Origin of the sequence: Brevundimonas sp. EAKA (assembly GCF_000698025.1) — a bacterium.
Taxonomy (GTDB): Bacteria; Pseudomonadota; Alphaproteobacteria; order Caulobacterales; family Caulobacteraceae; genus Brevundimonas; species Brevundimonas mediterranea_A.
On record NZ_JMQR01000102.1, the window covers coordinates 1 to 10,683 of the forward strand.

Here is a 10,683-nt window from a genome sequence, read left to right on the forward strand (position 1 = left end):
CATCCAAACCCGGAGCCGCCCCATGTCCGTCCGTGTCGCCCTGATCGTCGGCAGCCTGCGCGAGGGCTCCTATTCCCGCGCCATCGGGCTCGAGATGAAGGCCTTGGCCGCGCCCGAGCTGGAGCTGGACCTGATCGAGATCGGCGACCTGCCGCTGTATAATCCCGACCTGGATACGGAGACGCCGCCGGCGGCCTGGTCGCGGTTCCGAGAGGAGTTGGCGACGACCCAGGCCGTGCTGTTCGTGACGCCGGAATACAATCGCTCCGTCCCCGGCGCCCTGAAGAACGCCCTGGACGTCGGCTCGCGCCCCTACGGCCAAAGCGTCTGGGCGGCCAAGCCCGCCGCCATCGTCAGCGTCTCGCCCGGCGCCCTGGCCGCCTTCGGCGCCAACCACCACCTGCGCCAGCCCCTGGTCTTCCTGAACATGCCGACCATGCAGCAGCCCGAAGCCTATATCGGCAATGTCGCCGGTCTGCTGAACGAAGAGGATGGGACGCTGAAGAACGAGGGGACGCGGGAGTTCCTGAAGGGGTTCCTCGATGCGTTCGCGGGGTGGGTCGAGAGGACGAAGGGGTGAGGCTGCCAATCGAGAGGCGCTCGTGACCTGGTCCTTCTTCGGACTTCCCGTACAGGCTTCTTTAAACCCGTCCAGGTAGGACTGTCTCAACTCAGGGGGGGGGATATGGGCTGGTGACTTGGACGGCGGTGTTTGCGCTGCCCAACCTTCGTGACGCTCCGGAGGACGTGGCGGCTTCGCTTAACGGTCTTATAGGCGCTGACCTTCAAAGAAAGGTGAGGCCACTTCTCGCCCAATCGAGCTGGAACTTCGAGGAAGCATGGCCTGAAGACCACGGGTGGCACTCAGAGGCTGCCGTCATTGATGAGGGCAAGACCATCGTCGCCTCTTTCGTGACGAGCCCCGAGGTTGAAACGGTCGAGCCGAATGATCGCGCTCCAGATGATCGTTGGCGTATCGTTATCGGCCTTGACGTCGGCATGTTCGCAAAGACGAAGGCCCGCCGGTCTGATCTTCTTCGCGCCCTTGCCCGAGACGCGGAAACGGCTTGCTGCACGGTGGGCGCGAGGGGGTTCGTCTGGGAGTATGGCGGACCTGAAACTTCTGGTCTCGCCAAGGCCTGGTAGCCACTTTCGTGATCCGGCCGCCCGATACATTTTCGTTCGGCATCAATCGACGCCCCAATTGAAAACGGCGGCTCCTTTCGGAGCCGCCGTCGCCATATCAGCCGTGAAGCTGAAATCAGCCGATGGTTTGCAGCTGGCCAGCGGATTCCTTGCCCGAACGCTTGTCGCGTTCCAGCTCGTAGGAAACCTTCTGGTTTTCATCCAGGCCGCGCAGGCCAGCGCCTTCAACGGCGGAGATGTGGACGAAGACGTCCTTGCCGCCGTCGTCGGGTTGGATGAAGCCGTAACCCTTGGTCGGGTTGAACCATTTGACAGTGCCGGTAGCCATTTTGAGACCTCCGTTAGAAGTTGACCGAGGGAACGCCCCTTCGGCCTGTCGGGTCTGAATGGGAGCGGCCTTGACTCGTGCGTTCGCAGAGAGAGTGGGCGTTACGCAGAGAGATCGACGAAGTCTATGTACTCAGGTCTTCGTGACAAATGCAAGCGCGGCCGCAACAAGGATTTTACAGTCGGTGGAACGGTCCAGCTTGGAGTGCGTTAGATTGGTACACGCAAAGGCTCTACCATGAACCGCATCCACGTTGTGGAGCGCGCCTACCAGCTCGCCCGCACTCCTGACTGTCTGAACACCGGCGACGTCGTCAAGGCCCTGTCGGCCGAAGGCTATTCCGGCGCCGAGATGTCCCATTTCCAGGGCAGCTCGATCCGCGCCGATCTGAACCGCATCTGCAAGATCCCGGTCGAGACCGAAGTCGCCTGATCAAACCTGGCCGACGCCGTGATCGTCGGTCTGAGTGTAACGCGTCGGAAACAAAACTCCGTCGCGGATCAGATTCGCGTGCATCTGTCGCCAAGCGGCGATCTGCGCGCTAGGCTGCGGATCAATGGCCCTCCTGGACTGGATGAGCGATGTAGCCGGACCCGTGGTCCGGGGCGACGGCGTGCTGTTGAGGCCGCCGCGGGCGTCCGATTATGCAGCCTGGTCCGCCCTGCGCGACGGGTCGCGCGACTATCTTCAACCGTGGGAGCCGGCCTGGCCGGACGACGATCTGAGCAAGGGCGCGTTCCGGCGTCGGCTGTCGATCTATGCGCGGGAGATGGAGCTGGGCAACGCCTGGCCGTTTTTCATCTTCGTCGACGGCGGCAAGACCCTGGCGGGCGCCGTCACCCTGTCGAACGTGCGACGCGGCGTGGCCGAGACGGGGACCCTGGGCTACTGGATCGGCCAGCCCTACGCCGGGCGCGGCTATGCGACGGCGGCGATGCGGGCGGTGGTCGGCTACGCCTTCGACCGGCTGAAACTGCACCGGCTGGAGGCGGCCTGCCTGCCGACCAACCAGGCCTCGCGCCGGGTGCTTGAGAAATCCGGCTTCCAGAACGAGGGTCTGGCGCGGGCTTATTTGAAAATTAACGGCGAGTGGGCAGATCATCTGCTGTTCGGCCTCGTCGAGGACGAGATCGATCGCGGCGGCCGGACGCCGTCTTGAGAGGGCGACAGCTTTGACCGCGCGACCCCGATCCCTGGCCTGGGACGCAACGAGCGCCATCGAAGCGCTGGCGGCCGCCGATACGGCCCTGTGGGTCTGGACGCCGTCGCAGGATCAACTGCGGTTCACCGGCGCGACGCGCGTCCTGGGCCTGGGGCCGCTAGCGCCGGAATGTTCGGGCGCCGGCTTCGTCGCCTCGACCCTGCCGCAGGACCGGTCGCTGGCCGAGAAGATGCTGAAGCCCCAGGACGAGGGGACCGAGGTCGCCGTGCGCCTGCGCATGCGCGGATCCGACACCTGCATGTGGCGCGGGGTCTGGCTGGAGGACGGGCTGCGCGCCGCCGGGGTGGTGGCGCTGGAGACCAAGTTCGCCGGGTCGGACCGGGATGCGCTGACCGGCCTGCTGGATCGCCGGGCCTTCATCACGCGGGTCGGCGAGGTCCTGACCCAGGCCGGCGAATACGAGATCGTGGTCGGCGACGTCGACCGTCTGAGGCGGCTGAACGAGGCCCTGGGCCACGAACGGACGGATCTGGTGCTGTCGGCCCTGGGGTCGCGCCTGGCGGCCGCCTTCTCCAAGGAGGCCTCGCCTGCGCGGATCGGCGAGGACGAGTTCGCCGTCATCGTGCAGAAGACCGCCTCACACGCCAGCTTTCGCCTGCGCGAGGCGCTGGAGCAGCCGCTGCGGGTCGCGGGCTTCGACATCTATCCGACCGTCTCCATCGGGGCCGTGGTCGTCGAGGGCGGGCCGGACGCGCCGGACGCCTCCGAGCTGCTGCGCCGGGTCGAACTGGCGGTCGAATCGGCCAAGGGCGCCGGGCGCGGCGGATCGGCCGCCTATGGCCGGGCGCTGGAGAGCGACAGCCTGAGCCGTCTGGCGCTGGAGGCGGATCTGCGGAACGCCTTCGTGCGCGGCGAGATCGTGCCCTTCTTCCAGCCCATCGTGAACCTGAAGACCGGGGCGGTGGCGGGCTTCGAGGCCCTGGCGCGCTGGCGTCACCCCAAACGCGGCCTGGTCCCGCCGGACGAATTCCTGGGCCTGACCGCCGACCTGGGCATGATGAACGACCTGGGCCTGCTGATGATGACCCAGTCGGCGCGGCAACTGGCCGAATGGATCCAGCGCCACCCCCTGGCCGGCAAGCTGTTCTGCAGCGTCAACCTGTCGGTCGGCGAGATCGAACGGCCGCACCTGTGCGAGGACGTGGCCCGGATCATCAAGGAAAGCGGCCTGCCCAAGGGGGCGCTGAAGCTGGAAGTGACCGAGGGCGACATCATGCGCGACACCGCGCACGCCGCCGAGGTGCTGCAGTCGCTGAAGGATGTCGGGGCGTCGCTGGCGCTGGACGATTTCGGGACCGGCTTTTCGTCGCTGTCGTATCTGGCGCGCCTGCCGTTCGATACGCTGAAGATCGACCGCTATTTCGTCCTGACGATGAACAAGGACGAGGGCTCGGCCAAGATCGTCAAGTCGGTGGTCAATCTGGGCCGCGACCTGTCGCTGGAGGTCGTCGCCGAGGGGGTGGAGAACGGCGAACTGGCCGCCCTGCTGCTGGAGGCCCAGTGCCACTACGGCCAGGGCTTCGGCTATGCGCCGGCGCTCCCGGCCCAGGAGGCGGAGGTCTATCTGGCCGAGAGCCTGGCCGACGGCACGGCGCCGCTGAAGCAGCGGTCGGCGTAGATTTCACTTTCCAAGTTTCGCCCGCCTAGGCCTTGTGCCTAGGATGGCGGCTCGGGGAGGGGATCGTGACCGACGCCAGACTGGAGATCGCCGCCGGTTTCGCCACTGCGCAGGGGCCGAAGGCGGACAATCAGGATTTCGGCGGGGTGCATCTGGGCACGGCGGCCGAGCAGCGCGAGCATGGGGTCGTGGCGGTCATCGCCGACGGGGTGTCGGGATCGAAGGCCGGACGGATGGCGGCCGAGCTGACGACGCGCAGCTTCATCGACGGCTATCTGGACCAGAACCCGCTGAACGGCATCGCCGCCAACGGGATCAAGGCGCTGCGGGGCTTCAATCGCTGGCTCCATGCGCGGGGCAGGATCGATCCGGCCATGGAGGCGGCGGCGACCACCTTCACCGCCCTGATCCTGCGCGGGCGGGAGGCGGTGGCGCTGCATGTGGGGGACAGCCGGGCGTATCATTTTCGCGACGGGGTGCTGACGCGGCTGACCGAGGATCACACCCGGGCGCAGCTGGGGTTGAGCCATGTGCTGTACCGCGCTGTCGGGATCGAGGCGGACGTCAAGCTGGACGTGCGTCATGTCGGTCTGGCGCCGCACGACCGGCTGCTGCTGACCACGGACGGGGTTCACGGGGTGCTGACGGACGAGGCGCTGTCGCGGCTGCTGGCGCGACGCGGATCGCCCGACGCCGACGCCCAGGCCATTCTGGCCGAGGTGGCCGAGGCGGGCGCGCGCGACAACGCGACCGCCCTGGTCATCGACGTCATGGGGATCGGGGCGCCCGACTGGGAGGCGATCACCGCCGAGGCCGAGGGCCTGGCCATCCTGCCGCCGCCGAAACAGGGCGAGACGGTGGACGGGTTCCATCTGGAGCGGCTGGTGGCGGACGGCCGCTATACGCGTCTGTTCCTGGCGCGGTCCGGCGACGCCCGGTCCGGCGACGCCCGATCCAGCGACGAAAGGGTCGTGCTGAAGTTTCCCAAGCCGGCGGCGGTGTCGGAGCGGGGGGCGCGGACCGCCTTCCTGCGCGAGGCCTTCATCGGCCGGCGGATCGACAGCCCCTTCGTCGGCAAGGTGCTGAGCCTGGATGCGGGGCGCCAGAGCCGGCTCTATATCGTCCAGCCCTTCTATCCGGGCCAGACCCTGCACGCGCGGCTGGCCGAGGACGGGCCGTTCGAGATCGCCGAAGGGATCGGCGTGGCCCTGAAGCTGGCGCGGGGCGTGGCGGCCCTGCACCGGGCGGGGGTGACGCACCGCGACATCAAGCCGGACAATGTGATCCTGGAGACGAACGGGGGGCTGAAGCTGGTCGATCTGGGCGTGGCGCGGCTGAAGCGGGCCGAGGAGTTCGCCGAGGCCGAGGCGCCCGGCACCCCCGGCTACAAGGCGCCCGAAATGTACGACGGCGAGAGCGGGAACGCGGCCACCGACCAGTTCGCCCTGGGCGTGACCCTGTACCGGCTGTTCACCGGCGCCTATCCGTGGGGCGAGGTCGATCCGTCGGACGCGCCACGTTTTGATCGCGCGCCCGTATCGCTCGGACGACGCCGGCCCGACATGCCCGCCTGGCTGGAGGCCGCCGTCATGCGCGCCGTCGCCGTCGATCCGGATGACCGGTTCGAGGACGTGGAGGAGCTGATCCATGTGCTGGAGACGGGCAGCGCCGCCGCCGCGCCCGCGCCCCGCCCCCTGTCGCTGATCGAGCGCGATCCGGTGCGGTTCTGGCAGGGGCTGTGTCTGGTCCTGGTCGTGCTGCTGATGGTGTCGCTGGCGACGCGATAGGCGCGGCTATGACACGCCGTTCGGCAATATCGTCGTCGGGTCAGGATTCCGGTCGGGTCAGGACTCAGGCGGCCTCGGCCAGCGGCGGCAGCACATTGTCCAGGTCCAGCAGGCTGATCATCTCGCCGTCGACGGCGAATATGCCGGCGATCACGCCGGGGCCGCCGTCGTCGCCCATGTCAGGCGTCTGTTGGCGCATCCCGTCGTCCAGTTCGACGATGTCCGACACCGCCTCGACCAGAAGACCGACCGTGCGAGAGCCGCATTTCACCACCATGATGGCGTGACGGGCCGAGGGTTCCTTGGTCGGCAGGCCGAGGCGCGCCGCCAGGTCGATGATGGGCAGGACGACGCCGCGAAGATTCACGACGCCCTTCATATAGTCCGGCGCACGGGGCAGGGGCGTGGTGGGCGTCCAGCCGCGGATTTCCAGCACCGAGGTGATGTCGATGCAGAAGGCTTGCTCGCCGACGCGGAAGCCGACCAGTTCGCGACGATCACCCTTGGAAATCAGCATCACAAATTCCTCCCGACCCAGGCCAAACCGATTGGCTGATCCCGAGGCAGACCCCAGTCTCGCGCACCAGCCTAGCGATTTCGTTAATGCGGACAGAGTTTCGGATGGCGCGGCCGAAGCCGGGTTCAGGCCCGCCCGCCCTGGCTGGAAAGCCGGCCCGCATCGACGCCCATGCGGGCCAGGGCGCGGGTCCATTTGGACTCGTGGTCGCCGTCGAAAATCAGATCCAGGTCGGCGTCGGCGGTCAGCCAGACGTTTTCGGCCAGTTCGTCCTCCAACTGGCCCTCGCCCCAGCCGGCGTAGCCGAGCAGCAGGGCCGACCGGCGCGGGCCGGCCACGGCGTCGGTCATGGCGGCCAGGGCCTCGCGCGTTCCGGTCATGGCCAGGCCGTCGCCGAAGGGCAGGGTGTCGTCGCCCGTGCTCCAGTCGTCGGTGTGCAGCACGAAGCCCCGTTCACGTTCGACAGGCCCGCCCATCAGGACGACCCGACCGACCGAATCCTCCGGCGCCGGCGCGTCCAGCTTGTCCAGAACAGTCTTCAGATCGACGCCGGGCGCCGGGCGGTCGATCCGCAGCCCCATGGCGTGATCCGGCCCGTGCGCGCAGATCAGGATGACGGCGTGTTCGAACCGGGGGTCGCCGATGCCGGGCATGGCGACCAGGAGACGGCCCGTCAGGGATGAGGCGTCGGTCATGATGGTCCTATCATCGGGCGTGAAACGGGCGGGCGCAAGGCGTTGCCGCTTGCGATGACGGCGGCGACGTCTATCTGTCGCGGGCGCAACCAACCAACCCGCGCGGAGAGAGCCCCATGACCATCCAGATCGGCGACCGGATTCCGAACGCGAGCTTCGCCCGGGCGACGGCCGAAGGCCCCAAACCCGTCAATACGGCCGACATCTTCGCCGGCAAGACCGTGGCCCTGTTCGCCGTGCCGGGCGCCTTCACCCCGACCTGCTCGGCCCGCCACCTGCCGGGCTTCAAGGACAATCTGGAGGCCATCAAGGGCAAGGGCGTGGACGTGGTCGCCTGCATCTCCGTCAACGACGCCTTCGTCATGAAGGCCTGGGCCGAAAGCCAGGGTATCGACGACGAGTCCATCGTCATGCTGGCCGACGGCAACGGCGACCTGACCCGCGAACTGGGTCTGGTGCTGGACGGCTCGGGCTTCGGCCTGGGTCAGCGGTCGCAGCGCTATTCCATGCTGGTCAAGGACGGCACGGTCACCCAGCTGAACATCGAACAGGGTGGCGAGTTCAAGGTGTCTTCGGCCGAGCACCTGCTGGCGCAGCTCTGATAGGGGTTGGTCCAGGCCGCCGCTTCGTGACTTGAGCCTGGACCGATCATGAGCACCGACGTCTTCAGTCCTGAGCAGCGCAGCGCGGTGATGCGGCGCGTGAAGGGGCGGGACACGTCGCCGGAACTGGCCGTGCGCAGGATCCTGCGCGCGGCCGGTATCGGGTATCGGCTGGGCGGCCAGGGCCTGGCCGGTCGGCCGGATGTGACGATGAAGGGGCGCAAGGTCGCCGTCTTCGTCCACGGCTGTTTCTGGCATGGGCACGACTGCGCGCGGGGGGCGCGCAAGCCCAAGGCCAACGCCGAATACTGGAGCGCCAAGATCGACCGCAACCGCGCCCGCGACGCGCGGGTGACGGCCCAATTGCGGGATGACGGCTGGCGGGTTCTGACGGTGTGGGAGTGCGACCTGCGCACGCCGGGCTTCGCCGAACGGCTGGTCGCGGATGTCCGGGATCAGGCGGCGGCGATCTCGGCCGCCTGAGCGGAGTCGTCCAGTACATGCTGCAGCGCGCCCAGCAAGGCGGGGGGCGTCAGGGGTTTCGACACGAAATAGGCCATGCCTGCGGCCTGACAGGCGGCGACGTCTTCGGGGGCGGTGTCGGCGGTGACCGCGACGACGGGCGTCCGGGCGTTGGGGCCGCCCTCGGCGCGCAGGCGGCGGGTGGTCTCGCGCCCGTCCAGCTCCGGCATGCGGACATCCATGAAGATGACGTCGAAGACCGTCTCGGCGCAGCGCTCCAGCGCGATCATGCCGTCGGCGGCCGTGACGATGTCGCAGCCGAGAGGCTGCAGGATCAGTTGGACGGCGCGACGGTTGATGTCGTGGTCATCGACCACCAGCAGGCGCAGCGGACGGTCGTCGTCGGTCTGATCGGCGGTTTCGGCCGTCGTCGAGGCGTCGGCGTCCCGTGGGAAGGCCTGCGGCGTTCCGGCGTCCGGCCCCGCGGCCAGCGGCCGGGCCGCCAGGGCCAGGGCGATGTCCAGGCGGCTGTCGTCGCCGGGAACCAGGATCGGCGCGGCGTTCTCGCCGAAGGGCAGGCTCAGGGAGACGGTGAAGCTGGCGCCCTGGCCCGGCGCGCTGCGCGCCGTCAGGCGGCCGCCCATCAACTCGACCAGGTCGCGGCTGATCGCCAGACCCAGGCCCGAACCGCCGTACCGGGCGCTGACGCCTTCGGCCGTCTGGTCGAACGGGTTGAACAGCCGCGCCAGCTGATCGCCGGTCATGCCGGGGCCGGTGTCCTGAACCTCAAGCAGAACACAATAGCCGGAGGGCTCTTCGGCCCAGGCGTCCAGGCGCAGGGTGATCCGGCCCTGGGGCGTGAACTTCACAGCATTGGACATCAGGTTGTTCATCACCTGACGAATCCGCATGGCGTCGCCCTTGACGCTGCGGGGCATGCGCGCGGCGCCCTCGACGCGCAGCTTCAGGCCCTTGGCCTCGATCGGTCCGCGCCACAGGCGCAAGGTCTGGGCCAGCGTGGCGCGCAGGTCGAAGTCGACGGCCTCGACCGTCATCCGGCCGGCGCCGATCTTGGAGTGATCCAGCAGGTCGTCCAGCAGGGCCTTCATCATCAGCCCGGCGTCGGTGATCAGATGGGCGTTTGACCGCGAGTTCGCGTCCAGCGCCTGAAGCTCTGCGGCGCCGGTCAGTATGGCGCCGATCGGGGTGCGCAGATCATGACCGATGGCGGCGAGGAAGGCGGTGTGGGCGACCAGGCTCTCTTCGGCCTTCACACGCAGGCGCTCGGCCTCGGCGTGGGCGCGCATCTGGTTCTCGGTCGCCTCGCTCATCTTCTGCCAGCTGATGATGGTGAAGAAGATGACCAGGACCACGGCTGCGGCGGCCGTCATCACCAGGGGCGGCGGCGCGCCGAACCAGGCGGCCAGGAAGGGAACCGCCAGCAGATACAGCATCGGCGGCGTCAGGGAGGAGACCAGTATCGATTTCGAGCGCGGCGAATTGATCATCGAGAAGAGCATCAGGGCCGGCAGCATCAGGGCCGCGCAGACCCCGCCCAGCGGACCGCCGATCAGCCACATCGGAATCGACAGACTGCCGAACAGCGAGGCGCTGGCGAACAGGCTCAGGCAGGCCGTCACCCGGCCCCAGAGGGGGATCTTTCCATCGCCGTCACGATTGACGCGCGCGAAGGCGAGCAGTTCCAGACCCTGCATCAGGCCGTAGGCCGCGAACCAGGCCAGGCAGATCCGCCAGCCGATCATGGGCGTCACGACAAGGGCGACGGCGGCCCCCAGTCCCAAACGCTGCAGCAGATTGCTGCGGCGATGGCGGGCGGCCACTGTCCAGCCGCTTGCGGCGGTGTCGACTGCGGTCGTCTTGGACATCCAGCTTCCCGGCAATACGAACCGTGGTCGTTCGCTTGGCGGTACTAGACGCAGATCGAGGCTAACGCTCTGTCAACGCGAGGCCCCGATAGCGGCCGAAATTGAGGAAAAACCATCGGCGCGCAGTCGCGCCGCCAGATCCCGCTTGATGCGGGTGATCAAACCGGGCGCGTCGTAGATCAAGGCGGAATAGACCTGAACAGCGCTGGCCCCCAGACGGATGCGGGCATAGGCCTCGGCCCCGCTGTCGATCCCGCCGACCGCGATCAGGGGCAGGCGCCCCTGGGCGGCTTCGGCGGCGGCGCGCAGAGCTTTTTCCGCGAACGGGCGGATCGGGGCGCCCGACAGGCCGCCCGTCTCATGCGCATCGGGGGATCGCAGGGTCTCGGGCCGTTCCAGTGTTGCCTCTTATACACATCC

The 10,683-nt window shown here is 68.1% G+C and carries 12 protein-coding genes and 1 pseudogene; 8 read left to right on the forward strand and 5 right to left on the reverse strand.

The genetic code is table 11. The features are described from left to right. Positions 1 to 22: 22 nt before the first annotated feature. Entirely contained in the window at positions 23 to 580 is a 558-nt protein-coding gene (locus tag ER13_RS13080; protein WP_035309897.1) for an NADPH-dependent FMN reductase, read from the forward strand. A gap of 113 nt (positions 581 to 693) precedes the next feature. Continuing rightward, the gene (locus tag ER13_RS13085; RefSeq protein WP_035309898.1) at positions 694 to 1,146 is read left to right on the forward strand and encodes a hypothetical protein; all 453 of its coding nucleotides are present in this window, start codon (positions 694 to 696) and stop codon (positions 1,144 to 1,146) included. Between the two features lie 115 nt (positions 1,147 to 1,261). On the opposite strand, the gene ER13_RS13090 is transcribed toward ER13_RS13085, so the two are convergent. Next, positions 1,262 to 1,474: a cold-shock protein gene (locus tag ER13_RS13090; RefSeq protein WP_008260410.1), complete on the reverse strand. Its 213-nt coding sequence runs from the start codon at positions 1,472 to 1,474 to the stop codon at positions 1,262 to 1,264. Between the two features lie 237 nt (positions 1,475 to 1,711). On the opposite strand from ER13_RS13090, the gene ER13_RS13095 reads away from it, so the two are divergent. The 4 genes from ER13_RS13095 (at position 1,712) to ER13_RS13110 (ending at position 6,101) form a co-directional block, all read left to right on the forward strand. Next, complete coding sequence (locus tag ER13_RS13095; protein ID WP_008262034.1) at positions 1,712 to 1,906, forward strand: hypothetical protein; 195 nt, start codon at positions 1,712 to 1,714, stop codon at positions 1,904 to 1,906. Positions 1,907 to 2,030: 124 nt separating this feature from the next. Further along, positions 2,031 to 2,633 carry a GNAT family N-acetyltransferase gene (locus ER13_RS13100; protein ID WP_035309900.1) on the forward strand — a complete coding sequence of 201 codons (603 nt, stop codon included), beginning with the start codon at positions 2,031 to 2,033 and terminating at the stop codon, positions 2,631 to 2,633. Positions 2,634 to 2,646: 13 nt separating this feature from the next. After that, positions 2,647 to 4,314, forward strand: coding sequence for a bifunctional diguanylate cyclase/phosphodiesterase (locus ER13_RS13105; RefSeq protein ID WP_035309903.1), 1,668 nt, complete (start codon positions 2,647 to 2,649; stop codon positions 4,312 to 4,314). 65 nt (positions 4,315 to 4,379) lie between these two features. After that, positions 4,380 to 6,101 carry a bifunctional protein-serine/threonine kinase/phosphatase gene (locus ER13_RS13110; protein ID WP_052005097.1) on the forward strand — a complete coding sequence of 574 codons (1,722 nt, stop codon included), beginning with the start codon at positions 4,380 to 4,382 and terminating at the stop codon, positions 6,099 to 6,101. Positions 6,102 to 6,165: 64 nt separating this feature from the next. On the opposite strand, the gene ER13_RS13115 is transcribed toward ER13_RS13110, so the two are convergent. Together ER13_RS13115 and ER13_RS13120 are read right to left on the reverse strand one after the other, a co-directional pair. Continuing rightward, complete coding sequence (locus ER13_RS13115; protein WP_035309906.1) at positions 6,166 to 6,618, reverse strand: chemotaxis protein CheW; 453 nt, start codon at positions 6,616 to 6,618, stop codon at positions 6,166 to 6,168. Between the two features lie 125 nt (positions 6,619 to 6,743). Further along, positions 6,744 to 7,313, reverse strand: a complete 570-nt coding sequence (locus tag ER13_RS13120) for a YqgE/AlgH family protein (RefSeq protein ID WP_008264211.1) — start codon at positions 7,311 to 7,313, stop codon at positions 6,744 to 6,746. A gap of 116 nt (positions 7,314 to 7,429) precedes the next feature. Between ER13_RS13120 and ER13_RS13125 the strand changes: the two genes are divergently transcribed. Beyond that, a complete protein-coding gene (locus ER13_RS13125) occupies positions 7,430 to 7,915 on the forward strand; it encodes a peroxiredoxin (protein WP_008263696.1) in 486 nt (161 codons plus the stop codon). Between the two features lie 48 nt (positions 7,916 to 7,963). After that, positions 7,964 to 8,398 carry a very short patch repair endonuclease gene (locus tag ER13_RS13130; RefSeq protein WP_008262989.1) on the forward strand — a complete coding sequence of 145 codons (435 nt, stop codon included), beginning with the start codon at positions 7,964 to 7,966 and terminating at the stop codon, positions 8,396 to 8,398. Here the strand turns inward: ER13_RS13130 and ER13_RS13135 are convergent. Then, positions 8,371 to 10,263 (reverse strand): ATP-binding protein, encoded by a 1,893-nt coding sequence (locus ER13_RS13135; RefSeq protein ID WP_035309908.1) that lies wholly within the window; start codon positions 10,261 to 10,263, stop codon positions 8,371 to 8,373. The genes ER13_RS13130 and ER13_RS13135 overlap by 28 nt on opposite strands. 72 nt (positions 10,264 to 10,335) lie before the next feature. Continuing rightward, positions 10,336 to 10,665: pseudogene (locus ER13_RS18015) on the reverse strand (dihydroorotate dehydrogenase (quinone)); the annotation flags it as partial. Positions 10,666 to 10,683: the final 18 nt, after the last annotated feature.

Excerpts from the sequence above, each read along its gene's own strand:
- ER13_RS13080 (WP_035309897.1), top strand. The coding sequence starts at position 23 with ATGTCCGTCCGTGTCGCCCTGATCGTCGGCAGCCTGCGCGAGGGCTCC.
- ER13_RS13090 (WP_008260410.1), bottom strand. The coding sequence starts at position 1,474 with ATGGCTACCGGCACTGTCAAATGGTTCAACCCGACCAAGGGTTACGGC.
- ER13_RS13095 (WP_008262034.1), top strand. The coding sequence starts at position 1,712 with ATGAACCGCATCCACGTTGTGGAGCGCGCCTACCAGCTCGCCCGCACT.
- ER13_RS13100 (WP_035309900.1), top strand. The coding sequence starts at position 2,031 with ATGGCCCTCCTGGACTGGATGAGCGATGTAGCCGGACCCGTGGTCCGG.
- ER13_RS13115 (WP_035309906.1), bottom strand. The coding sequence starts at position 6,618 with ATGCTGATTTCCAAGGGTGATCGTCGCGAACTGGTCGGCTTCCGCGTC.
- ER13_RS13120 (WP_008264211.1), bottom strand. The coding sequence starts at position 7,313 with ATGACCGACGCCTCATCCCTGACGGGCCGTCTCCTGGTCGCCATGCCC.
- ER13_RS13125 (WP_008263696.1), top strand. The coding sequence starts at position 7,430 with ATGACCATCCAGATCGGCGACCGGATTCCGAACGCGAGCTTCGCCCGG.
- ER13_RS13130 (WP_008262989.1), top strand. The coding sequence starts at position 7,964 with ATGAGCACCGACGTCTTCAGTCCTGAGCAGCGCAGCGCGGTGATGCGG.
- ER13_RS13135 (WP_035309908.1), bottom strand. The coding sequence starts at position 10,263 with ATGTCCAAGACGACCGCAGTCGACACCGCCGCAAGCGGCTGGACAGTG.